The sequence below is a fragment of the Massilia norwichensis genome, assembly GCF_024753245.1.
GTDB lineage: Bacteria > Pseudomonadota > Gammaproteobacteria > Burkholderiales > Burkholderiaceae_D > Telluria > Telluria norwichensis.
This window is the reverse complement of sequence record NZ_JANUGX010000011.1, coordinates 60,190-81,970: the sequence shown is the minus strand read 5'-3', so window position 1 is coordinate 81,970 and position 21,781 is coordinate 60,190. Positions and strand designations below refer to the sequence as shown.

The window sequence follows — 21,781 nt, the reverse complement described above, 5'->3', positions numbered from 1 at the left end:
CTTACTCGACCGTGATCGCCAGGTCGCGCCCCTCCTGCGCCTCCTGCCCGGCGTAATCCGCGGCATAGATGCGCAGCAGGTAGTCGCCCGGCGCCAGGCCGTCCACCTGCCAGCTGCCGGGCAGGGCCACGCCGTCCTGCAGCGTGTTGCTGACGGCATAGGCGAAGCGCGTCGCCTTGCTGCCATAGACCGTGATGCCGCTGCTGTCGGCGTAGACCAGCTTCACCGCTTCATGCTCGCGCGGCAGACGGTCGTAGACCTGGGTGATGCGCGGCGCCTCGAAGCCGGCCACCGGGCTGCCGTCCGCGTGCAGCAGCTGGTAGCCCAGCTTGTACAGGCCGAGCCGGCGCCGCGCCAGGTTGCCGTCCATCTGGTCGTACACGTCCGCGACGATCTCGAGCTGGCCGAGCGAACGCGCCACGTGCAGGCGCTTGCCTTTCTTTGCCGGCAGACGCCGGCCTTCGCGGTCGTACAGGGCGATGCTGCGGATCCGCGGCGGCACCGTATCGCGCAGGCCGGGGAAGGGCAGGGTCAGGGGATTGCGGACCGCGCCGCCGGGGTGGTATTCCATGTGCACGTGGGCCATCGGATTGATGGTGCCGAGCGCATCGCCGACGGCGAAGCGGGCGCCGCGCCGCACCCGCACCCGTTCCGGTTTGCCGCGCGCGTCGAGCAGCAGCTGGAAGCGCGGGTCGAGCGCCTTGCCGGTGCTGTCGCGGCCGACGCGCATGTGGATGTAGGAGAGCGGCCCGAGGCTCATGCCTTCGCCAAGTTCGCCGAAGGCCCAGTTCGAATATGGATCGCTGACGGTCGCCGGCAGGATCGCCAGCACGCGGGTGCCGATGTCGGCGCGGATGTCCAGGCCGGCATGGAAGTGGTCGCGGCTCTCGCCGCTGTAGCTGCCGCGCACCTCGCCCATCACGCCCACCACTTCGTGCGGCGTCATCTGCGGGCCGACCGGCCAGGGCATCACGGCGGGCATGGCCACGGCCGGCGCCGGTGCCGGGATTGCTTGCGGTGCCGTCGTGCCGGATTTGGGCGGCGCCAGCGCGAACACCTGCAGCGCCTGGGCGTCGGCCACCGCCAGCGTACCGTCGCGCCGCACCGCGATGCCGCGCGGCGCATACAGGCGCACGCTGTCGTCGCCGGTCGGACTCGCGTCCGGCGAACGGCCGGCATCGGTGAGGGTGTAATAAGCGCCGTCCGGTCCGCGCTGGACGATGCGCCCGCCGGCGCCGCCGATGTACAGCCAGCCGTCGTGGGTCAGCGCCAGCGCCACCGGGCGCCGCAACTCGGTGCGAGGGGCGTCGGCGGACGGCGGTGCCAGCGTCGTCACGTTACCGTCCTTGTCGATGCGGCGGATCGCATCGTTGCCGGTATCGGCGACGAACAGCACGCCCGCCTTGTCCACCGCGATCGCGCTCGGGGTGTCGAAGCCGGCCGCAGCGCCGGGGCCGTCCAGGCTGCCGGGCGTGCCTTGGCCGGCTACCGTGCTCACGGTGCCATCCTTGTCGATGCGGCGGATACGGTCGTTGTAGGTGTCGGCCACGTAGACGATGCCGTGGCGGTCGACGGCCACGCCGACCGGTCCGTTGAAGCGGGCGGCGCGGCCGACGCCGTCCAGGTAGCCCGCTTCGCCGCCGCCGGCCAGCGTGCTCACGCTGCCGTCGGGCGCCACCTTGCGGATCGCGTTGTTGCCGGTATCGGCCACGTAGAGGTTGCCGAGGCGGTCGATGGCCAGTGCCGACGGCGTGTCGAACGCGGCTGCCGCGCCCAGGCCATCCGCGAAGCCCGCGCTGCCGCCGGCGACGGTGACGACCAGGCCGTCGCGCCCGATGCGGCGGATGCGGTTGCCGGCGCCGCCTTCGGCCACGAACACATTGCCATGCGCATCGGCGACCGCGCCGAACGGGGCGCTGAAGCGGCTCGCCGGCCCGGCGCCATCGACGACGCCATCGAGGCCGTCGCCGGCCAGCGCTGTCACGCGCGCGGTCCATGCGGGCCGCGTCGGCGCCTCGGCGGACAGCCAGACCGGACGGCCCGGGGTGCCCGCGTCGCGCGCGTCGAGGAAGACATAGAATGCCGCGCCCGCGGCCAGGACTGCGGCGCCTGCCAGCGCCGCGATGAGGGTTTTTCGTTTCACACTGCCGCCTGCTTATGCTCGGACCGCCAGTCTAACGGATCGCGGCCTTTTCCATCTTCGGCAGCAGCGCCGCCAGGATCCCCAGCAGCGGCAGGAAGGAAGCGATGCGGTACACCTGCTCGATGCCGGCGACGTCGGCGATATGCCCCATGGCCGCGGCGCCGATGCCGCTGACGCCGAACATCAGGCCGAAGAAGATCCCGGCGATCATGCCGACCTTGCCCGGCACCAGCTCCTGCGCGAATACCACGATGGCCGAGAAGGCCGAGGACATCACCAGGCCGATCACCACCGACAGCACCGCGGTCCAGCCCAGGCTGGCGTAGGGCAGGGCCAGCGTGAACGGCGCCGCGCCCAGGATCGAGACCCAGATCACGCGCTTGCGGCCGATGCGGTCGCCGATCGGGCCGCCGGCGAAGGTGCCGAGCGCCACCGAGGCCAGGAACAGGAACAAATACATCTGCGCGGTCCCGACCGGCACGTGGAACTTCTCGATCAGGAAGAACGTGTAGTAGCTCGACAGGCTGGCCATGTAGATGTACTTCGAGAACACCAGCATCGCCAGCACCGCCAGCGCGCGGATCACCTGCTTGCGCGGCAGCGGCGGGCCGGCATGCAGCGCGGCCTTCTTCGTTGCGCTCTTGAGGTGGCTGCCGTACCAGCGGCTCACGCTCACCAGCACGATCACGGCCAGCACGATCAGCACCGCGCACCAGGCGAACTTGCCGTGGCCGCGGCCGACCAGGATCGCCGCCGCCAGCAGCGGACCGAGCGCCGAGCCGAGGTTGCCGCCGACCTGGAACAGCGACTGTGCGAAGCCGAAGCGGCCGCCCGAGGCCAGCCGCGCCACGCGCGAGGCTTCCGGGTGGAAGGTCGAGGAACCGACGCCGATCATGCCGGCGCCCAGCAGCAGCATGCCGAAGCTGCCCGCCATCGACAGCAGCGCCACGCCCAGCAGGGTCATGCACATGCCGGCCGGCAGCAGGAAGGGAATCGGACGCTTGTCCGTGTACAGGCCGATCCAGGGCTGCAGCAGCGAGGCCGTGCACTGGAAGGTCAGGGTGATCAGGCCGACCTGCGCGAAGCTGAGCGCGAACTCCTGCTTGAGCAGCGGGTAGATCGCCGGCAGCGCGGCCTGCACGCAATCGTTGAGCAGGTGGACGAAGGCGACCGAGAACAGGATCTGCAGCACGGTGCCGGATGCCTTGGTCTGGGGGGAAGTGGTAGCGGTGGGTGTCGTCATGGTAGCCAGTGTAATATGTGCAATCCGAACGCCTATTCCATTTTTCGTCGCCAAAGTGACACTCACGCTTTCCCCCGACTACCGCCAGCGTTTCCAGACCCTGCCGCGCAGCGTGACGGCGGTACGCAACGACGCCAGCCACGGGCACACGATCGACGCCCACAGCCACCCCTGGGTGCAATTGCTGTACGCCAGCGACGGCGTGATGCGGGTGCGTACCGAACTCGGCGTCTGGATCATCCCGCCGCGCCGCGCGCTGCTGATCGCGCCCGGCGTGCTGCACGAAGTGACCATGCTCAGCCAGGTCAACATGCGCGCGCTGTACATCGACGCCCAGGCGGCCGGCGCGATGACCGAAGACTGCCGGGTGCTGGAAGTCAGCCCGCTGCTGCGCGAGCTGATCCTGGCGCTGGCGGCCGAGCCGCTCGACTATCCGGTCGAGGGCCGTGGCGGCGACCTGGCGCGCCTGATCCTGTCCGAAATCGCGGCGATGCGGACGGTGCCGATCGCCGTGCCCTGGCCGCGCGACCGCCGCCTGCAGGCGCTGTGCACCGAGATCATGGCCCGGCCCGGCAACCCGCGCCGGCTGGACGACCTGGCGTTCGACGCCGGTGCCAGCGCGCGCACCCTGATCCGCCTGTTTCCGAAGGAGACCGGCCTGCATTACCGGCAATGGGTGCAGCAGGTGCACCTGGCACATGCCTTCGAGATGCTGGCGCGCGGCGAAAGCGTGGGCGCGGTGGCGCGGGCGCTGGGCTATGCCAGCCCGAGCGCGTTCACGAGCATGTTCCGGCGCCTGCTGGGCAGGACGCCCCAGCATTATCTGGCCGAGTGGAAGAAGTAGGGGAGCCGCCGACCGGGGGAGGAGTGGCACTGTCGCACTTGCGTGCGGCAGCACCTCGCGGCCAGCGGCGCTGATTACGATAAGCGCGTCATCGTGGCGTAGATTTGCGCGGGATCAAGCTTACTTATTGTCGTTCCCGGCATTGCCGGAAACGACTCCCCGCGAAGGCGGGGACCCAAGCTAATTACTATTTCAACTCAACGCGCTGAATATTGCGCCGCCACTCATCCAGCGACTGCACGGTATCGGTTTCCGCATCCTCGACCAGGATGTCCGAGCCCGTCTTGGCGACCAGGAAGCTGGCGCGGCGGTGCACGTTCTGCTTGCGGTTTTCCACGAAGCTGAGCTGGTAGTAGGGCTTGCCTTCGATGATGCGCGGCGTCGGATCGTCCTCGATCACGGCGCCATGCACCTTGCCGTGCGAACGCTTTTCGATCTCTTCCGACCACGCCTTCAGCTCGGGCAGCGCCATCAGCTCGGCAATGGCCTGGTCGCGCGTGCGCGCCGGTGCGGCAGGCGCTTCGGCAACGGCCGGCTTGGGCGGCGGCGTTTCCTCGCGCTTGCAGGCGGCAAGGGCGCACAGGGCGAGGAGGGTGGCGCCGAGCAGGCGGGCAGGATGTGTAGACATGGCAGAGTGCGAGTGGACCAAGGAACCAGTCTACACCCAGCATAGTCTTACGGCAACTTGCGGCAGCCTGGGATCAGAACACGTCCAGCGTCGGGAAGGCGGCCTGCGCGCGGATGCAGTCCCACAGGTAGACGGCAAAGCCCGGGTCGCCGGTCCACAGCGAATAGCGCCCCTGGCCGTAGCGGGCGGCATCGCGTTCCACCTGTTCGGTGCCGTGCATGGCGAAGGCGCGCGCCCGCTCGAGCCAGCGCGGGTCGCCGGTGCGGCGGTACAGCACCAGGAAGGTGTAGCCGTTACCGCCGGTGCCGTGGCACAGGTTCGATCCCTTGGCCAGCGGGCCGGCCGTCCAGGTGGCTTCGCCCGCCGCCGCCAGCAGATCGTCGAGTTCGTCGCCGGGAAAGCCGGCCAGGCAGATCACGAATCCCGGCGCGCCATGGCAGAACTGCAGCAGCTTCTTGTCCGCTTCGCGCTGGGTGCCGAACAGCTGCGGGCGCCAGTTGGCTTGGCCGTTCTCGACGGTGGCGGTGCGGCGCACCGTGTTGGCGATGCAGCGCCGCCATTCGTCCCATTCTTCCTCGCCCAGCAGGTGGCGGCCGCGGATCAGCGGCACGGCCGCGGCGACCAAACCGTGGACCGCGTCGAGGTAGGTCGAGCGGCTGCCGTAGAGTTCCTGGGTCCAGTAGGCGCAGCCATGCTGCTCCGACCATTCGCGCTGCTGCCACAGCGTGGCGGCGGTGGCGCGGAACAGTTCGGCCCAGGCGTCGCCGCCGCTACGCTCGTGCAGGAAGAGGGCGGCCAGCAGGGTGCCCGGCGCGCCCCACATCAGCTCGCGTGCCGGATGCCCGGCGTTGCCGGCGATGAGCGCGTGCAGCGCCGCTGCATGCCCGGCGTCAGGGGCGCGCGCGAAGGCCATCATCCGGATCGGCGTGTCGCCCATCAGGAAGGAAGCGTGCTCTTTCTCCAATCCCTGGCTGGCCAGCCACTCGCCGTTGGCCGCAAGGAGGTGCTCCCAGTCAGCCAGGTAATCGCGCGCCAGCCGCACCGCGCCGGCATCCTGCAGGTAGTGCAGGGCCCAGACGACGCCGGCGGCGCCGTGGTACATCGGCGTTTCGACCACGCCGGTATCGTCGCCTTCCTGGTCGAGCGGATGCACAGGCCACCAGCGCTTCGCATCGAAGCGGGCTTCGGTGTCGGCGACGATGTCGTGGATGGCGCGCCTGGCACGGGCTTCGTCCCAGGCGATTGGCGTCAGGGTTTCATGGCGGGCGGGGTCGTGGAGCATGGGCGCAATTTTACTCGCCCATTTCCTCCTTCAGCGACGCCATGTCGATCACATAGCGGAAGCGCACGTCGCCCTTCTCGACCTTGTTGTAGGCATCGTTGATGTCCTGCATGCGGATGATTTCGATCTCCGGCCCGATGTTGTGCTCGGCGCAGAAGTCCAGCACTTCCTGGGTCTCGGCCAGGTTGCCGATCAGCGAGCCGGCGACGGTGCGGCGCTTGAACGCCACCTGCATGTTGTCGACCGGTGCCATCGGCTCCAGCGCGCCGACCAGCACCAGCGCGGCATTGCGCTTGAGCAGCTGGACGTAGTTGTTGATGTCGTGCTTTTCCGGCACCGTCGACAGCATGAAGTCGAAGCTCGCCTCGAGGTCCTTCAGCGCCTGCTTGTCGTCCTCGATGACGGCGTCGAAACCGAGCTTGTTCGCTTCCTCGATCTTTTCCCTGGTGCGCGTGAACATCGTCACCTCGGCGCCCATCGCCTTGGCGATCTTGGCCGCCATGTGGCCCAGGCCGCCCATGCCGATGATGCCGACCTTGTCGCCGGCCTTCACGCCCCAGTGCTTGAGCGGCGAATAGGTGGTCACGCCGGCGCACAGGATCGGCGCCGCCACTTCCGGCTTGAGCTGGGCCGGGATCTTCAGCACGAAGTCTTCCTTCACGACCAGCATGTTGGAATAGCCGCCGAAGGTGTTGTCGCGGCCGTAGATGTTCTCGCCGACTTTGCTCTTCGGCTGCATCGGGCCGTTGTAGGTGGCCAGCCAGCTGTTCGGCGCCATGCAGTAGTTCTGGTCGCCGCTGGCGCAGGCTTCGCATTGGCCGCAGCTGTCGATCATGCAGCCGACGCCGACCAGGTCGCCCACCGCGTGCTTGCGCACCGCCGGCCCGACCTTGGTCACACGGCCGACGATCTCGTGTCCCGGCACGCAGGGGTAGACCGTGTTGTGCCACTCGTTCTTGACCTGGTGGATGTCCGAGTGGCAGACGCCGCAGTACAGCACCTCGATCTCGACCTCATGCGCCTTGGCATCCTCGCGCTCGAATTCGTATTTCTTCAGGCGGCTGAACGAGTGCTTCGCCGCGTAACCGGTGACCTTGATCATGTTCCCTCCCGTGTGAAAAGACTGAACACCTTACGGGAGGGGACGGCCTGGGTCTGTTAGGTGGCACGCAAATTCGTCGAATATTCGAGAAGACCTCGTTTGCTAACCGAGCGTGTCAGTATCTGTATCGGTCGGCAAAGGGCGACCGAGAAATTTCAGCCACAGGAAACCGGCCACACCGGCTGTCAGCGATGCCAGGAGAATCGCAATCTTCGACGCGGTGACTGCATCGGCCTGCCCCGGGAAAGCGAGGTTGGTGATGAAAATCGACATGGTGAAGCCGATGCCGCCCAACATCCCCGCGCCCAGCACATGACGCCATGACAGGTCGAGCGGCAATTTGCATATGCCGAGGCCGATCGCGGCAAAGCTGAACAGGAAGATGCCGAGCGGCTTGCCCAGCACTAGTCCGCCGAAGATGCCGAGACTGTTGGGCGAGGCCAGTTCTGTGGCCCAGCCGCTGCCGATGACGATGCCCGTGTTCGCCAATGCGAACAAGGGAAGGATGAAGAAGGAGGTCGGCGTATGCAGCATGTGCTCGAGCCGATGGGATGGCGAGGCCTCGTCGTCCTGCCGCGCAGAATACGGGATGGCAAACGCGAGCAGGACGCCGGCGATCGTCGCATGGATGCCGGACTTCAGCATCAGGAACCACATCAGCGCCCCGCCCAGCAGATAGGGAAAGAGTGTCATGACGCGGGCAAAGCGGTTCAGGCAGACCAGCGCGCCGAACACGGCCAGGGCGCCGATCAGGTAAGCGAGCTGCAGGTCGGTCGTATAGAACAGCGCGATGACCAGGATGGCGCCCAGATCGTCGATGACGGCAAGCGCGGTCAGGAAGATCTTGAGCGAAGCCGGTACATTCTTGCCGAGCAGGGCCAGCACTCCCAGTGCGAAAGCGATGTCGGTGGCCATCGGAATCCCCATGCCCCCTTGCGCCGCCGTGCCCGCATTCAGGCTGAAGTGCAGCAAAGCCGGGACGCAGATGCCGCCGACTGCGGCAACAATCGGCAACAGGGCATTGCGGAAGTCGGACAGCTCCCCGTTGTACAGTTCGCGCTCGAGTTCGAGGCCCACCATCAGGAAGAACACTGCCATCAGGCCATCATTGATCCAGTGTTCGACGCTCATGCCGGCGACTTCGCGATGCCAGAACGCCAAATAGCCCGCGCCGGCCGCGGAATTCGCCAGCAGCAGCGACAGGAGGGTACAGGCGATGAGAATGATGCCGCCTGCCTTCTTGGAGGAGAAAAAGCGCTGGAAGGTGCGGGACAGGGCGCGCGAAGGTGCAGATGCTTGCGTGATCATGTGGGCAGCCGGAAACCGCGTGGCGGCCCGACCGACGCTATGCCTGCGTCACACGGACGTGTGCGCACCCGAGGCCAGTATAACGTATCGGTAGCGCCCTGTTGTCAAAAGTGCTCAGCCGTCGAGTTGCAGCCCGTGCTGTTCGCACCAGCGGATCAGTGCCGCGCGGGTCTCGCTTTCGCGGAAGCGGTACCAGGCATCCAGTTCGCCCCGCTCTTCCAGCAGCTTCGAAAAGCGGTCGTATGGATCCTGGCGCGCAAATATTTCCTGCACACGTTCGCGGTCGCCGGGCAGGTGGGAACCCGCAAAGCGCTGCATCAGCGCGCGGCCCAGGCCCAGTTCGCTGGCGGCGGGCACGGACACGTAGTTGCCGCCGGCCTCAGTGTCGCCCGTGTCGCCCGGCACCGGCGCTTCCTCGTCCATGTACTCGTCGCTGAGCAGGTGGATCATGCCGCTGTCGCGCGCGACCAGCGCCTTCGCGCTGCCTTCGCCATCGTCGACCAGGATGGCCGCGTTTTCCAGTTCGTCCAGTTTGATTGCCGCCATCGTTCGCCTCCCGGAAAGAAAAAAGCCCGCGGGGCGCAAACCCCGCGGGCCTTACTTTACTACTCGGTTGGCTGTGAAGCCGTCCGGCTTGATTACATCATGCCGTCCATGCCCATGCCGCCCATGCCACCCATGCCGCCCATGCCGCCGGCCGGCTTGTCTTCGACGATCTCGGAGACCATGCAGTCGGTGGTCAGCATCAGGCCAGCGATCGAGGCTGCGTTCTGCAGCGCCGAGCGGGTGACCTTGGCCGGGTCCAGCACGCCCATTTCGACCATGTCGCCGTAGGTGCCGTTGGCGGCGTTGTAGCCGTAGTTGCCGGTGCCGGCCAGCACGGCCGAGACCACGACCGACGGCTCTTCACCGGCGTTCTGGACGATCATGCGCAGCGGCTCTTCCATGGCGCGCAGGACGATCTTGATACCGGCTTCCTGGTCCGGGTTGTCGCCTTGCACCTGGATTGCAGCGCGGGCGCGCAGCAGGGCCACGCCGCCGCCCGGAACGATGCCTTCTTCGACGGCAGCGCGGGTAGCGTGCAGCGCGTCTTCCACGCGTGCTTTCTTCTCTTTCATTTCGACTTCGGTGGCAGCACCGACGCGGATCACGGCAACGCCGCCGGCCAGCTTGGCCACGCGCTCTTGCAGTTTTTCGCGGTCGTAGTCCGAGGTCGCTTCTTCGATCTGGACGCGGATCATCTTGACGCGTGCTTCGATGCCTTCAGCTTGGCCGGCGCCATCGATGATGATGGTGTTTTCCTTGCCGACTTCGATGCGCTTGGCCTGGCCCAGTTCAGCCAGGGTGACCTTTTCCAGGGTCAGGCCGACTTCTTCGGCGATGACCTGGCCACCGGTCAGGATGGCGATGTCTTCCAGCATGGCCTTGCGACGGTCGCCGAAGCCCGGAGCCTTGACGGCGACGGTCTTCAGGATGCCACGGATGTTGTTGACGACCAGGGTCGCCAGCGCTTCGCCTTCGATGTCTTCGGCGACGATCACCAGCGGACGGCCGGCTTTCGCAACTTGCTCCAGCACCGGCAGCAGGTCACGGATGTTCGAGATCTTCTTGTCGCACAGCAGGACGAACGGGTTCTCGTGAACGGCAACCTGCTTGTCCGGGTTGTTGATGAAGTAAGGCGACAGGTAGCCGCGGTCGAATTGCATACCTTCGACGATGTCCAGCTCGTCCTGCAGCGACTTGCCGTCTTCGACGGTGATGACGCCTTCCTTGCCGACTTTTTCCATCGCTTCAGCGATGCGCTCGCCAACGGATGCATCCGAGTTGGCCGAGATGGTGCCGACCTGGGCGATCTCTTTCGAGGTGGTGGTCGGCTTGGCGATCTTCTTCAGTTCTTCGACGGTGGCGGCAACGGCCTTGTCGATGCCGCGCTTCAGGTCCATCGGGTTCATGCCGGCGGCAACGAACTTCATGCCTTCGCGCACGATGGCTTGTGCCAGCACGGTCGCGGTGGTGGTGCCGTCACCGGCGTTGTCGCTGGTCTTCGAAGCGACTTCCTTGACCATCTGCGCGCCCATGTTCTGGAGCTTGTCTTTCAGTTCGATCTCTTTCGCGACCGAGACGCCGTCCTTGGTGACGGTCGGGGCGCCGAACGAACGGTCCAGCACCACGTTGCGGCCTTTCGGGCCCAGGGTGACTTTGACTGCGTTGGCCAGGACGTTCACGCCCTCAACCATCTTGGCGCGTGCGATATCGCCGAAAATTACGTCTTTAGCTGCCATTTGTTATTTCTCCGTATTCAGGAAAGTGTTTGGACTGATTACTGGGCCACGACGGCCATGATGTCTTCTTCGCGCATGACCAGCAGTTCCTCGCCGTTGACCTTGACGGTCTGGCCCGAGTACTTGCCGAACAGGACGCGGTCGCCGACTTTCACTTCCAGCGGACGGACGTTGCCGTTTTCTTGCACTTTGCCGTTGCCCACGGCGAGAATCTCACCCTGGTCCGGTTTCTCGGCCGCTGCATCGGGGATGATCAGGCCGGACGCAGTTTTGGTTTCCTGGTCGAGACGCTTCACGATCACGCGATCGTGCAATGGGCGAAGGTTCATGCAAAACTCCTTTGATTGTTGATGAATTATTCGTTGGCGGGGAAGGTCTGTTAGCACTCCTCCCTAACGAGTGCTAATTATAGGGACGATAATTAGGCATTTCAAGCGCCGGCGTTGGGTAATTGGTCAACTTTTTTGCGTTTTCGCAAGTGGATGAGCTGGCCTGGCGCAAGGAAGCGCAGAAGCCTACCACCCATTTATTAATACCTGCGCACGGAACGCATCCTGTTGACGAAGAATCGCTCCCGATCCTATAGTTATGGATGATTTCCGAATTCCAAGAACTGTCCGATAAAATCGATCGGCTCGCCCAGCTGACCCAGTCGCTGCGTAGCGAAAACTACCTGTTGCGCCAGGCCAATGCCTTGCTGAGCGCGGAAAACATCGATTTCAAGAACCGGCTGCTGCAAGCCCAGCAGCGCGTCGAAGCGATGCTCGCCCAGCTCGAACCCGCCGAGACGCCGCCCAGCGACGACACCGCCGCCAACCCCGACGATGCCGAGGCAGCGCAATGATCCATCTTGACGTCATCATCATGGGCCAGTCCTACCGGCTGGCCTGCCGCGAAGGCGAAGAGCACACGCTGCGCGAAGCCGTCCATTACCTCGACAGCAAGATGTGCGCGCTGCGCGACTCCGGCAAGGTGAAGGGAACCGACCGCATCGCCGTCATGGCCGCGCTGTCGGTGGCCGCCGAATTCCTGTCCGTCAAGTCGCCGCAGGGGCCTCTTGGAGACCAGTCGATGCTGGAAGTCAAGCAAAAACTGGAAGCGATGCATTCGGTGCTGGACCAGGCCCTTGCTCCACAAGAAAATCTTGTTTGAGCCTGAATTCGTTTGACAAGGCAGTTCATCGTAGTAAACTGCGGGCTACCCTGCGGTGTTCGAGATTTGCCATATATTCCTTGAACCATTCATTCGCATAGGTTGCGGAATATGCTTGGTGAGCGTGATCGTCACTAGTTTGACGAACCCGAAATTGAGCTGACTGTGACCACCTTGAGCCGTCAGGTTCGGGATGCCGGCAAAAACGGCACAGGCGGGGCTACAATCCCAAGCGGCTGCGACACATCACTGTGCGCAGCCGTTTTTTATTTGTTTTGGAGTTTGCATGCGTTATTGGTTGATGAAATCCGAACCCGATGAAGTGAGTTTCGACGACGTGCTGGCGGCGCCGGATCGGACCGTCGCCTGGTTTGGGGTTCGCAACTACCAGGCCCGCAATTTCATGCGCGACCAGATGCAGGTCGGCGACGGCATCCTGTTCTATCACTCCAGCTGCGCCGTGCCGGGCGTGGCGGGCATCGCGCGCGTGGCGAGCGGCGCCTATCCGGACGCGACCCAGTTCGAGGAAGGCGGCAAGTACTTCGATCCGAAAGCGACGCGCGAAACGCCGCGCTGGATCTCGGTCGACGTCCAGGCTTTGGCGCAGGGACGCTACCTGCCGCTGACGGAACTGCGCGCGGTGCCGGAACTGGAAGACATGGTCTTGCTGCAAAAGGGCAGCCGGCTGTCGATCTCGCCGGTCACGCCGGGGCAGTGGAAGAAGATCCTCGCACTGGCGGGCCTCAGCTGACGCCAATCAGGGTGTCGCGCCGGATGCGCAGATGCGTATGCGGCGTGCGGATGCCGGCGACCATGCCCCAGGCCGAAGCCCAGCGCAAGGCCCGGTCGGTGGCCGCACCGAAGGGCCGGGCTGCGGCGGCGCGCCGCAGGGCGATCGACATGCGCTGCATCGCGTACAGTTTTCTGGGTGAGAATGCGTGCTTCATGGAACCACAATAGGTTCCCTGGAAGCCAGGAACGGTGCTCTACCTAACCCTGGCGGAAACTAAAATTGCTTTTTTGCGTTGCCAGCAGACGGCATCCCTGCCGCGTGCAGGAACAGGCCTAGCGGGCTTGTAAGAGCGCGTCCAGCAGCTTCTGCGCCGTTTCGCGCTGCTCGGCTTGCTCGATATCCGTGTTGTTCAGCAGGACCACCGCCGCACCATTGGCCGGCGCATACGCCAGCAAGGTTTTATAGCCGCCGAAAACGCCGGAATTCCAGACCACGGTATGCTTCGTGCTGTTCTTGCCGATCTCGCGCACCCGGCAGCCCAGCGCATAGTCCTCGGCGGCATGCTGCACCGTCAGCAGTTCGCGGCGCGCTCGATCCGACAGCAGGCCGCCCGCATACACGGCGTCGGCGATGGCGACCAGGTCGGCCGCGGTGCTGTAGACCGTGCCGCTGGCAGCCACCATCGGCGGCATCGCGCTGCTCTTGCGGGTCGTCTTATCCTTGGCGTAGGCGAGGGCCGCATGCGGCAGGGACTCCCAGGCGGCATCGGCGAAGCCGGTATCGCGCACCCCGGCGGGTTGCAGTACCAGGCGCGCGACCACCTGCTGGAAGGGGTCGCCGGTGACGCGTTCGACGATGCCGCCGACGATCACCCAATTGGTGAAGGAATAGTCGAAGCGGCTGCCCGGTTCGAAAGCCGGGGCGCCGGTGCCGTAGCGCAGCGCGCCTTCGAGCGGCGTGATCCTCGATCCTTCGATCGCCGCGCGGTCCTGGCGCAGCGCCTGCGCCACGCCGTTCGGGATGCCGCTGGTATTCGACAAGAGGTGGCGCAGGGTGACGGCGCGGCTGGCCGGCGGCAGCTCGGGCAGCCAGGTCGTGACCGGCTGGTCGAGGGCGAGCCGGCCCTGGTCCACCAGGCGCAGCACCGCCACCGTGGCGATCCACTTGGAAATCGAGCCGACCAGGAAGCGCGTCTGCGCATCGTTGGCGCTGGCCCGCTGTCCGGTGCGCGCCTGGCCCTGGGCGGTGACGAGTTGCGGAGCGCCGCGCGCGGGGCGCAGCAGGGTGACGCCATCGGGCAGCGCTGTGGTGAGCTTGCCGATGGCGAGTGTGCCGGCGTCCTGCCGCGGCGTGTTCGCGCAGCCTGCCAGCAGCAGGGCGGCTGCGCCGGCGGCGGCGATCAGGCTGCGGCGGCGCATGCGTCGTCGCGACGGCTTAGGCGTGCACGGCGCGCTTGTTCGCGCCCGAGTAGGCCCAGCCCAGCATCAGGAGGCCGGCCACGATCATCGGCAGCGACAGCACCTGGCCGGAGGTGATCGGCACGCCCATCACATGGGTTTCCCAATCGGGCACGCGGAAGTACTCGGTGAAGAAGCGCGCGCAGCCGTACAGCAGGGTGTAGAGGGCGCCGACCGCCAGGCGCGGGCGCGGTTTGCGTGCGAACAGCCACATGATGATGAAGACGAGGACGCCGTCGACCAGCATCTGGTACAGCGGCGAGGGATGGACCAGGTGGTCGGTGATGTCCGGCCACTGCATGGCCCAGGGCAGCATTGGGTCGGCCATGCGGCCCGGCAGCTCGTGGTTGATGAAGTTGCCCAGGCGCCCGCAGGCATAGCCGATCGGGACCATCGGCGCGATGAAGTCGTAGACGTCGAGCAGGTTGCGCTTGCGCTTGCGGGCCCACAGCGCCATCGCCACCAGCACGCCGATGAAGCCGCCGTGGTAGGACATGCCGCCCTGCCAGGTCTTGAAGATGTCGACCGGGTGGGCCAGGAAGTGGGCCGGCTGGTAGAACAGCACCTCGCCGAGACGGCCGCCGATCACCACGCCCAGCATCCCGTAGAACAGCATGTCGTCGAGGTCTTCCTTGGTCCAGCCCTGGGCCTGGATGTGCGGCTGGGTGCGGATGCGCACGCGGCCGAGGATGATGAAGAGGGCGAAGGCGACCACGTACATGATCCCGTACCAGTGGATGGGCAGGGGGCCGATGTGAAAGGCGACGGGGTTCCAGTTCGGGTGGACGAGCATGTTCAGTGGTTCCTCAGTAGTTCCAGAAAGCCTTGCAGGACGGGCGACGGGTTGTCGCGGCGCCAGGCGATGCCGGTCTCGACCAGTGGGGTCGGGTCCGCGAGGGCACGGTATTCTACGCCGGGCCGCATCAGGTTAGACACGGATTGTGGCACAAGTGCCAAGCCCATGCCGCTGGAGACGAGGCTGACGATGGTCTGCATCTGGATCGCCAGTTGGCCGATCGTGGGGGTGATGCCGGCCGCGCGGAAGCAGGACAGGATGGCGTCGTGCAGGGCCGGCGAGATCTCGCGCGGGAAGATGATGAGGGGCAGGCGCGGCAGGTCCTGGAGGCGGACCGGCGCCTGGTTAGTGAGCGCTTCCAATCCTGCCGGGGCGCACAGGATCAGCGGCTCCTCGAGCACCTTCATGTAATCGAGCTCGCCTTCGGCCTTGTCGGGCAGCGGCGGAATCAGGAGGCCGGCGTCGACGCGCCCGCGCAGCAGTTCCTCGACCTGGACGTCGGAGGTCGCTTCGAGCAGGTTCAGGTGGACCGCCGGGTAGCGTTCGCTGTAGCGGCGCAGGAAAGGCGGCAGCACGCTGTAGTCGGCGGAGGTGACGAAGGCCAGCGCGAGCCGGCCTGCTTCGCCGGCGGCGGCGCGGCGTGCCAGTGCCGGCAGCGCATCGGCTTCCGCCAGCAGCCGCCGCGCCTCGGGCAGCAGGGCGCTGCCGGCCGGCGCCAGTTCGACGGTGCGCCGGTTGCGCACGAACAGCGGCGCCTCCAGCAGCTCCTCCAACGCCGCGATCGCCTGCGACAGCGGCGGCTGCGTCATATGCAGCCGCGCCGCCGCCCGCCCGAAATGCAGCTCCTCGGCGACGGTGACGAAGTAGCGCAGCTGGCGAAGCTCCAGATTCATGTGATATGCATTTCCCGCGATTTATGGCCTATCCATTCGCGGAATGTATCACACCTGAGTTAACGCTCTTCAGTTTGGTTTATTTACGCTTGTCGAAGGTTTGCTTGACGCGGGCTTTGCGGCGTACTTCGTCTTCTTTGTGGGCCTTTTTCTTGTCCAGGCCGAGCATCTTTTCGATGAACTCGAACCAGACGAAGGCGAGGCCTGCGAGGCCGACGATCCACCACCAGGACAGGTCGGCGAATTTCCAGACTTCGAAGAAGCGCAGCGCGACCAGGGCGGCGAGCAGAATGATGAGTGGCATGATGGGATCCTTTGCTTACCAGACCATCTTACAATAATAGTGCTCTGCGGCAACGAAATCCTGCCATTTGGTCAACCAAAACGTGTTTCATCCGTTACAGTCTGTATCCCTGTCCCATACACCATGGAAACAGGATAGAATCTGTACAGATTTCACTATGGAGAGTACGGAATGAAACGGTCTCTGATGATCATGATGGCGGTCTCCGCCCTGGTATCGACCAGCGCCTTCGCGCAGGCGGACCTGGCGAAGGCCAAGAACTGCATGGCCTGCCACGCGGTCGGCACCAAGCTGGTCGGCCCCGCTTACAAAGACGTCGCCGCGAAATACGCTGGCCAGAAAGGCGCCGAAGACAAGCTGGTGCAGAAGGTCATGAAGGGCGGCGCGGGCGTCTGGGGCCCGGTCCCGATGCCGGCCAATCCGCAGGTCAGCGAGGCCGAAGCCCGCAGCCTGGTCAAGTGGGTGCTGGCGCAGAAGTAATCTGCACACCCGCATCAAGAAAAGCGCCCTATCGACAGGGCGCTTTTTTCATGCCTGCGTTTTCATACCTGCGCCAAGCGCGGCTCAGCGCACCACATCGAGCCTGGTGCGCTTGCCGCCCTTGTAGGTGAACAGGGTCAGCGCGCCGTCCTTGATATCGCCGGCCGGGTCGAACTGGATGGTGCCGGTCACGCCTTCGTATTTGATGGTCTTCAGCACCGGCAGATACTTCGCGGGATCGGCCGATTTCGCGTTCCGCATCGCGGTCGCCATCACCATCACCGAGTCGTACACATAGGGCGCGTACAGCTGCACGTCCTGGTTGAACCTCTTCTTGTAGCGCGCGCGGAAGTCTTCCATCGTCTTCTCCTGCGCTCCCTTCACGCCGCCCGCTTCGGCGCAGTACACCTTGCCGTCGCCGAGACCGTCGCCGGCCAGGCGCCCCAGCGCTTCGGTACACATGCCGTCGCCGCCCATGAAGGTGGCCGGGATGCCCAGCGCCTTGACCTGCTTGAGCATCGGCCCGGCCACCGAATCCATCCCGCCGAAGAAGATCAGGTCCGGCTTCTTCGCCTTGACCGAAGTGAGGATGGCGGTGTAGTCGGTCGCCTTGTCGTTGGTGAACTCGCGGCCCACGATCTTCATGCCGGCGGCCTTGGCGCCCTTCACGAATTCGTCGGCCACGCCCTGACCGTAGGTAGTGCGGTCGTCGATGATGGCGATGTTCTTCACCTTCAGCGTGTCGGCCGCATACCTGGCCAGCGTGCCGCCCAGCTTGGCGTCGCTGGCGACCGTGCGGAAGGCGCCCGGGAAGCGCTGGCGGGTGTAGGCCGGCGCGGTGGTGGCGGGGGAGATCTGGACGATGCCGGCATCGTTGTAGATTTTCGAGGCCGGCACCGTGGTGCCCGAATTCAGGTGGCCGATCACGCCGTTGACGTGGGCGTCGACCAGCTTCTGCGCCACCGCCGTGCCCTGCTTGGGATCGGCGCCGTCATCCTCGGACACCAGCTGCAGCGTGACCTTCTGGCCGTTGATGGTGAAGGGTTTGGCGTTCAGTTCGTCGATCGCCATGCGCGCGGCGTTTTCGTTGTCCTTGCCGAGGTGGGCGCTGGGACCGGAGATCGGCGCGACGTGGCCGATCTTGACGACTTGCTGGGCCGAGGCGGCGCCGGCGAAGGCCAGCGCGAGGGCGGCCGGAATCAGGGTGAGTTTCATGGTGACCTGCATGCGTCTCTCCAGTTGTTTTGCGTGATTACGCCAGGAAAAGGTACATCACTTTCCGGACTTGGAAAAGCAAAAGCTGGAGAGGCACGGGGCCGGTGCAACACTGCCCCGCGGCGGGTCGAAAAAGCGCCGGAACGCTCAGTTTTGGCGCGCGATCAGGTGCGCCAGTTCCTGCTGCACGGCGCGGGCGACCACATGCTCGATCGACTGCTGCAGCGCAGTGCGCAGCTCCTGGCCGAGGCGCTCGGCGACATGGTCGAGCACGATCGCCATCTGGTCGCGCACCTGGTCTTCCAGCACCACGTCGATGCGCGGCTGCAGGCGGTCCAGCACGCGCGTCACCAGGCGCTCTTCCAGCGCGCGCCAGGCATCGTCGATGGGAGCAGGGGCGGGGGCAGCGGCGGTCGGGGTGGCGGGGGCGGCAGGCGTCGCGGCGGCAGGCCCGGACGCGGCGGCGCCGGCGACTTCCAGCACCGGAATCGCCTCGGCGTCATCGGCCTCATCGGCGGCGGCCGGTGCGGCTTCGGTTGCAGGGGCAGCTTCGGCAGCAGGGGCGGCCTCGGCAGCAGGGGCAGCGTCAGCGGCAGCACCAGCCGCCACCTCACGCCCCTCAGGCACCGCCGCCTTCTCGATCACGACCTCGGTCAGCACCGGGATTTCGTCGAAGGATGGGGTATCGGTCATGACTGGCCTGCCACGAAGTGGGTCAGCGGGTAGGACTGCTTGCGGTAGGCGACGTAGCGGGCGCGCCCGGCGGCGGCGTCCTCCTCGTCGGTCGAGATGATCTCGAACACGCGCGCGAACTGGTCGAAGCCTTCGGGCGTGCGGCGCGTCAGGTTGACCAGCATGTCGCGGTGCGGCAGCGCGGCGCGCTCGTCGAAGGTGACGATCACCGGGGTCTCCGGCGCCAGCGGATCGCCGGCCATCACGTGCGGCACGAAGTCGGTGCCGGACAGGGTCCACAGCGCCTCGTTCAGCTGCTCGGCCTGGTCGCTGGTCTCGGCCAGCAGCACGACCTTGCCGCGCGCGGCATAGGCCTTGCGCGCCAGCCGGCATGCGTAGCTGAGCTTGTCGGGGATATTGGTATGGAAGTCGATCCGGGTCATGGGGGCGTGCTGTGCGTCAGAATTGAAAGCCGGGCGGCGCATTGGCCGGCGCGTTGGCCGGTTTGGGGGCCGGCGCGCGCAGCTGCTGTTCGGCGGCCTGCGCCGCGGCGTCGTTCGCCGGCGGCGTACTCCTGGCCCGTGCGGGCGGCGTCGGCACGCTGGCGCCGGCCGGGGCCGCCGACTCGGGCGCGGCGTACTGGTAGCCGCGCGGCAGCTGAGCCGAACGCGGATACGCCGCCGCGTTCAGGGTAGCCTGCCAGGCAGCATCCTGGAAGCCGGCGACCTTGCGGCTGCCGACCACCAGCAGCGGCAGTTCCAGCTTGCCGGTGAGCTGGCGCAGCTGTTCCTTGTCGTCGTCGCTGTCGACGGTTTTTTCGGTGTAGGGGATGCCGCGTGCGCGCAGCAGGGCGCGGCCCTGGTCGCAGCCGGCGCAGGCCGCTTGCGTGGTGGTGTACAGCGTGACCGGGCTGGCCTTGACGGCGCGCGCAAGCTCGTAGGGTAAAGCCTGACCGGACGGCGCGCCCGGGGCAGGCGTCCTGATCTGGCTAGCCTTCGTGGCCGGCGGCGGGGTGTCGGTGTAATGGACCGTACCCTGGGCATCGGTCCATTTGTACATCTGCGAAAAAGCAGGCAGACAGGCAAGCAACAGCAGGCCCGGCAGCATCCGCCGCCCGCGCCCGATGTTGCTCCTGTCCTGCCTTGTTGTCATGCCGGTTCCATGCCGTTGTGGCGCAGCAGCGCGTCGATCTGCGGTTCGCGGCCGCGGAAGGCCTTGAAGGATTCGAGCGCCGGACGCGAGCCGCCCACCGACAGGATCTCGCGGTGGAAGCGCTTGCCCGTCTCGTCGAGGGCGCCGCCGCCGGCTTCGACCGCTTCTTCGAAGGCCGCATAGGCATCGGCCGACAGCACTTCCGCCCACTTGTAGCTATAGTACCCCGCTGCATAGCCGCCGGCAAAGATATGGCCGAAGCTGTGCTGGAAGCGGTTGAACGAAGGCGGAATCAGCACCGAGAACTTGCTGCGTACCTCGTCGACCAGGTCCTGCACCGTCTTCTGGCTGTTCGGATCGAAGTCGTAGTGCAGGTGCATGTCGATCAGCGAGAACTCGACCTGGCGCAGGGTCTGCATGCCGGACTGGAAGTTCTTCGCCGCCAGCATCTTCTCGTACAGCTCGCGCGGCAGCGGTTCGCCGGTCTTCACGTGCGCGGTCATGCCCTGCAGGACGTCCCACTCCCAGCAGAAGTTTTCCATGAACTGCGAAGGCAGCTCGACCGCATCCCATTCCACCCCCGAGATGCCGGACACGCTCAATTCGTCGACTTCGGTCAGCATGTGGTGCAGGCCGTGGCCGAATTCGTGGAACAGGGTCGTCACTTCGTCGTGGGTGAACAGCGAAGGCTGCATCTGGCCGTCCACTTCCGCCGGCGGCGTGAAGTTGCAGGTCAGGTAGGCGATCGGGGTCTGCACGATGCCGCCCGTGGTCAGGCGACGGCCGCGCGCGTCGTCCATCCAGGCGCCCTGGCCCTTGCCCTGGCGGGCATACAGGTCGAGGTAGAACTGGCCGATGAGCTGACCGTTCTTTTCGATGCGGAAGAAACGCACGTCCGGATGCCAGACCGGCGCCTCATCGGGCGCGATGCGCACGCCGAACAGCTTCGAGATCACGCCGAACAGGCCGGCCACGACCTTCGGCTCCGGGAAGTATTCCTTCACTTCCTGGGCCGAGAAGGCATAGCGCTTCTCGCGCAGCTTTTCGGAGGCATAGGTGGCATCCCAGGCCTGCATCTCTTCGATGCCCAGTTCGTCCTTCGCAAACGCGCGCAGCTCGGCCAGGTCCTTCTCGGCATACGGGCGGGCGCGGCGCGCCAGGTCTTCCAGGAACTCGATCACGCGCTCCGGGCTCTCGGCCATCTTCGGCTCGAGCGAGACGTCGGCGAAGCTGCGGAAATCGAGCAGCTTGGCTTCCTCGTCGCGCAGCTTCAGCAGCTGGGCGATGTTATTGGTGTTGTCCCATTTCTCGACTTCCGAGAACACCGCGCCCATTTCGGAGGCCTTGGTGGCGTTGGCACGGTAGATTTTTTCGCGCAGCTCACGGTTATCGGCGAATTGCAGCACCGGGAAGTAGGAAGGGAAGTGCAGGCTGAACTGCCAGCCGGTCTTGCCGTCGCGTTCCGCAGCGGCGCGGGCGGCGGCCTTGACGTCGTCCGGCAGGCCGGCCAGCTCGGCTTCGTTCTCGACCAGCAGTTTGAAATCGTTGGTCGCGTCCAGCACGTTTTCCGAGAAGCGGGTCGACAGCGCGGCCTGCTGCTCCTGGATCTCGGCGAAACGCTGCTTCTGCTTTTCCGGCAGCTCGGCGCCGCCCAGGCGGAAGTCGCGCAGGGCGTTCTCGACGATGCGCTTGCGCGCCGGGGCGAGTGTGGCGAATTCCGCGCTGCCATGCAGCTGCTTGTACTTGCCGAACAGCGCTTCGTTCTGGCCCAGCTCGGTCCAGAACTCGGTCACCTTCGGCTGGTTCTCGTTGTAGACGGCACGCAGTTCGGGCGTGTCCATCACGTGGTTCAGATGGTTGACCACGCCCCAGGCACGGCCCAGGCGTTCGGTCGACTCCTCGAGCGGGACCACGAAATTATCCCAGCTGACCTTGTCGGCCGGGACTTCGAGTTGCTGGACCACCTGGCGAGCATCCGCGATCAGCTGTTCGATCGCCGGCGTCACGTGCTCGGGGCGGATCAGGTCGAAACGGGGCAGGCCCGTAAAGTCGAGGAGGGGATTGCTGGTATCGATGCTCATGGCGCTCCTTCTAA

24 protein-coding genes and 1 other RNA gene are annotated in these 21,781 nt (G+C 65.8%); 6 read left to right on the top strand and 19 right to left on the bottom strand.

Annotated elements, in window-relative coordinates; genetic code table 11:
• Window position 1 precedes the first annotated feature (1 nt).
• Both NX782_RS11275 and NX782_RS11270 read right to left on the bottom strand, forming a co-directional pair.
• Complete coding sequence (locus NX782_RS11275) at window positions 2–2,143, bottom strand: NHL repeat-containing protein (protein ID WP_258845545.1); 2,142 nt, start codon at window positions 2,141–2,143, stop codon at window positions 2–4.
• A 31-nt stretch (window positions 2,144–2,174) separates the two neighbouring features.
• The gene (locus NX782_RS11270) at window positions 2,175–3,386 is read right to left on the bottom strand and encodes an MFS transporter (protein WP_258845544.1); all 1,212 of its coding nucleotides are present in this window, start codon (window positions 3,384–3,386) and stop codon (window positions 2,175–2,177) included.
• 55 nt (window positions 3,387–3,441) lie between these two features.
• On the opposite strand from NX782_RS11270, the gene NX782_RS11265 reads away from it, so the two are divergent.
• Window positions 3,442–4,230 (top strand): AraC family transcriptional regulator, encoded by a 789-nt coding sequence (locus NX782_RS11265; protein ID WP_258845543.1) that lies wholly within the window; start codon window positions 3,442–3,444, stop codon window positions 4,228–4,230.
• Between the two features lie 187 nt (window positions 4,231–4,417).
• Here the strand turns inward: NX782_RS11265 and NX782_RS11260 are convergent, their stop codons facing one another.
• The 7 genes from NX782_RS11260 to groES form a co-directional block, all read right to left on the bottom strand.
• Window positions 4,418–4,858, bottom strand: a complete 441-nt coding sequence (locus NX782_RS11260; RefSeq protein WP_258845542.1) for a hypothetical protein — start codon at window positions 4,856–4,858, stop codon at window positions 4,418–4,420.
• A gap of 73 nt (window positions 4,859–4,931) precedes the next feature.
• Complete coding sequence (locus NX782_RS11255; protein WP_258845541.1) at window positions 4,932–6,140, bottom strand: lanthionine synthetase C family protein; 1,209 nt, start codon at window positions 6,138–6,140, stop codon at window positions 4,932–4,934.
• A gap of 10 nt (window positions 6,141–6,150) precedes the next feature.
• On the bottom strand, window positions 6,151–7,242 hold the full coding sequence (locus tag NX782_RS11250; RefSeq protein ID WP_258845540.1) for an NAD(P)-dependent alcohol dehydrogenase: 1,092 nt from the start codon (window positions 7,240–7,242) through the stop codon (window positions 6,151–6,153).
• 102 nt (window positions 7,243–7,344) lie between these two features.
• Window positions 7,345–8,550, bottom strand: a complete 1,206-nt coding sequence (gene nhaA / locus NX782_RS11245) for a Na+/H+ antiporter NhaA (RefSeq protein ID WP_258845539.1) — start codon at window positions 8,548–8,550, stop codon at window positions 7,345–7,347.
• 114 nt (window positions 8,551–8,664) lie between these two features.
• Window positions 8,665–9,096: a hypothetical protein gene (locus NX782_RS11240; RefSeq protein WP_258845538.1), complete on the bottom strand. Its 432-nt coding sequence runs from the start codon at window positions 9,094–9,096 to the stop codon at window positions 8,665–8,667.
• A 92-nt stretch (window positions 9,097–9,188) separates the two neighbouring features.
• Complete coding sequence (groL, locus tag NX782_RS11235; RefSeq protein ID WP_258845537.1) at window positions 9,189–10,832, bottom strand: chaperonin GroEL; 1,644 nt, start codon at window positions 10,830–10,832, stop codon at window positions 9,189–9,191.
• Between the two features lie 38 nt (window positions 10,833–10,870).
• Window positions 10,871–11,161 carry a co-chaperone GroES gene (gene groES / locus NX782_RS11230; protein WP_052233260.1) on the bottom strand — a complete coding sequence of 97 codons (291 nt, stop codon included), beginning with the start codon at window positions 11,159–11,161 and terminating at the stop codon, window positions 10,871–10,873.
• A gap of 263 nt (window positions 11,162–11,424) precedes the next feature.
• Between groES and NX782_RS11225 the strand changes: the two genes are divergently transcribed.
• The 4 genes from NX782_RS11225 to NX782_RS11210 all read left to right on the top strand — a co-directional run bounded on the left by NX782_RS11225 (window position 11,425) and on the right by NX782_RS11210 (window position 12,735).
• Entirely contained in the window at window positions 11,425–11,676 is a 252-nt protein-coding gene (locus NX782_RS11225) for a hypothetical protein (RefSeq protein ID WP_258845536.1), read from the top strand.
• Window positions 11,673–11,984 carry a cell division protein ZapA gene (locus tag NX782_RS11220; RefSeq protein WP_258845535.1) on the top strand — a complete coding sequence of 104 codons (312 nt, stop codon included), beginning with the start codon at window positions 11,673–11,675 and terminating at the stop codon, window positions 11,982–11,984. The genes NX782_RS11225 and NX782_RS11220 overlap by 4 nt, the downstream gene beginning before the upstream one ends.
• A 44-nt stretch (window positions 11,985–12,028) precedes the next feature.
• A non-coding RNA gene (gene ssrS, locus NX782_RS11215) (6S RNA) lies at window positions 12,029–12,209 on the top strand.
• Window positions 12,210–12,270: 61 nt separating this feature from the next.
• Complete coding sequence (locus NX782_RS11210) at window positions 12,271–12,735, top strand: EVE domain-containing protein (RefSeq protein ID WP_258845534.1); 465 nt, start codon at window positions 12,271–12,273, stop codon at window positions 12,733–12,735.
• Here the strand turns inward: NX782_RS11210 and NX782_RS11205 are convergent.
• From NX782_RS11205 to NX782_RS11185, 5 genes are all read right to left on the bottom strand, one after another.
• Window positions 12,728–12,931, bottom strand: coding sequence for a hypothetical protein (locus NX782_RS11205; RefSeq protein WP_258845533.1), 204 nt, complete (start codon window positions 12,929–12,931; stop codon window positions 12,728–12,730). The two genes, NX782_RS11210 and NX782_RS11205, sit on opposite strands and share 8 nt — an antisense overlap.
• 118 nt (window positions 12,932–13,049) lie before the next feature.
• A complete protein-coding gene (locus tag NX782_RS11200; RefSeq protein WP_258845532.1) occupies window positions 13,050–14,135 on the bottom strand; it encodes a serine hydrolase domain-containing protein in 1,086 nt (361 codons plus the stop codon).
• 16 nt (window positions 14,136–14,151) lie between these two features.
• Window positions 14,152–14,967, bottom strand: a complete 816-nt coding sequence (gene lgt, locus NX782_RS11195) for a prolipoprotein diacylglyceryl transferase (protein WP_258845531.1) — start codon at window positions 14,965–14,967, stop codon at window positions 14,152–14,154.
• A 2-nt stretch (window positions 14,968–14,969) separates the two neighbouring features.
• Window positions 14,970–15,863, bottom strand: coding sequence for a LysR family transcriptional regulator (locus NX782_RS11190; protein ID WP_258845530.1), 894 nt, complete (start codon window positions 15,861–15,863; stop codon window positions 14,970–14,972).
• Between the two features lie 79 nt (window positions 15,864–15,942).
• On the bottom strand, window positions 15,943–16,167 hold the full coding sequence (locus NX782_RS11185; RefSeq protein WP_258845529.1) for a TIGR04438 family Trp-rich protein: 225 nt from the start codon (window positions 16,165–16,167) through the stop codon (window positions 15,943–15,945).
• Window positions 16,168–16,338: 171 nt separating this feature from the next.
• On the opposite strand from NX782_RS11185, the gene NX782_RS11180 reads away from it, so the two are divergent.
• Window positions 16,339–16,647: a c-type cytochrome gene (locus NX782_RS11180; protein WP_258845528.1), complete on the top strand. Its 309-nt coding sequence runs from the start codon at window positions 16,339–16,341 to the stop codon at window positions 16,645–16,647.
• Between the two features lie 84 nt (window positions 16,648–16,731).
• On the opposite strand, the gene NX782_RS11175 is transcribed toward NX782_RS11180, so the two are convergent.
• The 5 genes from NX782_RS11175 to NX782_RS11155 form a co-directional block, all read right to left on the bottom strand.
• Entirely contained in the window at window positions 16,732–17,874 is a 1,143-nt protein-coding gene (locus tag NX782_RS11175) for a branched-chain amino acid ABC transporter substrate-binding protein (RefSeq protein ID WP_258845527.1), read from the bottom strand.
• A gap of 135 nt (window positions 17,875–18,009) precedes the next feature.
• Complete coding sequence (locus NX782_RS11170; RefSeq protein ID WP_258845526.1) at window positions 18,010–18,555, bottom strand: DUF2486 family protein; 546 nt, start codon at window positions 18,553–18,555, stop codon at window positions 18,010–18,012.
• Window positions 18,552–18,977: a DNA polymerase III subunit chi gene (locus NX782_RS11165; RefSeq protein ID WP_258845525.1), complete on the bottom strand. Its 426-nt coding sequence runs from the start codon at window positions 18,975–18,977 to the stop codon at window positions 18,552–18,554. The genes NX782_RS11170 and NX782_RS11165 overlap by 4 nt, the downstream gene beginning before the upstream one ends.
• A 16-nt stretch (window positions 18,978–18,993) precedes the next feature.
• Window positions 18,994–19,686, bottom strand: a complete 693-nt coding sequence (locus NX782_RS11160; RefSeq protein WP_258845524.1) for a glutaredoxin family protein — start codon at window positions 19,684–19,686, stop codon at window positions 18,994–18,996.
• The gene (locus NX782_RS11155; protein WP_258845523.1) at window positions 19,683–21,767 is read right to left on the bottom strand and encodes a M3 family metallopeptidase; all 2,085 of its coding nucleotides are present in this window, start codon (window positions 21,765–21,767) and stop codon (window positions 19,683–19,685) included. Before NX782_RS11155 ends, NX782_RS11160 begins: the two co-directional genes overlap by 4 nt.
• Between the last annotated feature and the right edge of the window lie 14 nt (window positions 21,768–21,781).

Coding starts and splice junctions, on each gene's coding strand:
- NX782_RS11270 (WP_258845544.1), bottom strand. CDS start 3,386: ATGACGACACCCACCGCTACCACTTCCCCCCAGACCAAGGCATCCGGC.
- NX782_RS11260 (WP_258845542.1), bottom strand. CDS start 4,858: ATGTCTACACATCCTGCCCGCCTGCTCGGCGCCACCCTCCTCGCCCTG.
- NX782_RS11255 (WP_258845541.1), bottom strand. CDS start 6,140: ATGCTCCACGACCCCGCCCGCCATGAAACCCTGACGCCAATCGCCTGG.
- NX782_RS11250 (WP_258845540.1), bottom strand. CDS start 7,242: ATGATCAAGGTCACCGGTTACGCGGCGAAGCACTCGTTCAGCCGCCTG.
- nhaA (WP_258845539.1), bottom strand. CDS start 8,550: ATGATCACGCAAGCATCTGCACCTTCGCGCGCCCTGTCCCGCACCTTC.
- NX782_RS11240 (WP_258845538.1), bottom strand. CDS start 9,096: ATGGCGGCAATCAAACTGGACGAACTGGAAAACGCGGCCATCCTGGTC.
- groL (WP_258845537.1), bottom strand. CDS start 10,832: ATGGCAGCTAAAGACGTAATTTTCGGCGATATCGCACGCGCCAAGATG.
- groES (WP_052233260.1), bottom strand. CDS start 11,161: ATGAACCTTCGCCCATTGCACGATCGCGTGATCGTGAAGCGTCTCGAC.
- NX782_RS11225 (WP_258845536.1), top strand. CDS start 11,425: ATGATTTCCGAATTCCAAGAACTGTCCGATAAAATCGATCGGCTCGCC.
- NX782_RS11220 (WP_258845535.1), top strand. CDS start 11,673: ATGATCCATCTTGACGTCATCATCATGGGCCAGTCCTACCGGCTGGCC.
- NX782_RS11210 (WP_258845534.1), top strand. CDS start 12,271: ATGCGTTATTGGTTGATGAAATCCGAACCCGATGAAGTGAGTTTCGAC.
- NX782_RS11205 (WP_258845533.1), bottom strand. CDS start 12,931: ATGAAGCACGCATTCTCACCCAGAAAACTGTACGCGATGCAGCGCATG.
- NX782_RS11200 (WP_258845532.1), bottom strand. CDS start 14,135: ATGCGCCGCCGCAGCCTGATCGCCGCCGCCGGCGCAGCCGCCCTGCTG.
- lgt (WP_258845531.1), bottom strand. CDS start 14,967: ATGCTCGTCCACCCGAACTGGAACCCCGTCGCCTTTCACATCGGCCCC.
- NX782_RS11190 (WP_258845530.1), bottom strand. CDS start 15,863: ATGAATCTGGAGCTTCGCCAGCTGCGCTACTTCGTCACCGTCGCCGAG.
- NX782_RS11185 (WP_258845529.1), bottom strand. CDS start 16,167: ATGCCACTCATCATTCTGCTCGCCGCCCTGGTCGCGCTGCGCTTCTTC.
- NX782_RS11180 (WP_258845528.1), top strand. CDS start 16,339: ATGAAACGGTCTCTGATGATCATGATGGCGGTCTCCGCCCTGGTATCG.
- NX782_RS11175 (WP_258845527.1), bottom strand. CDS start 17,874: ATGCAGGTCACCATGAAACTCACCCTGATTCCGGCCGCCCTCGCGCTG.
- NX782_RS11170 (WP_258845526.1), bottom strand. CDS start 18,555: ATGACCGATACCCCATCCTTCGACGAAATCCCGGTGCTGACCGAGGTC.
- NX782_RS11165 (WP_258845525.1), bottom strand. CDS start 18,977: ATGACCCGGATCGACTTCCATACCAATATCCCCGACAAGCTCAGCTAC.
- NX782_RS11160 (WP_258845524.1), bottom strand. CDS start 19,686: ATGACAACAAGGCAGGACAGGAGCAACATCGGGCGCGGGCGGCGGATG.
- NX782_RS11155 (WP_258845523.1), bottom strand. CDS start 21,767: ATGAGCATCGATACCAGCAATCCCCTCCTCGACTTTACGGGCCTGCCC.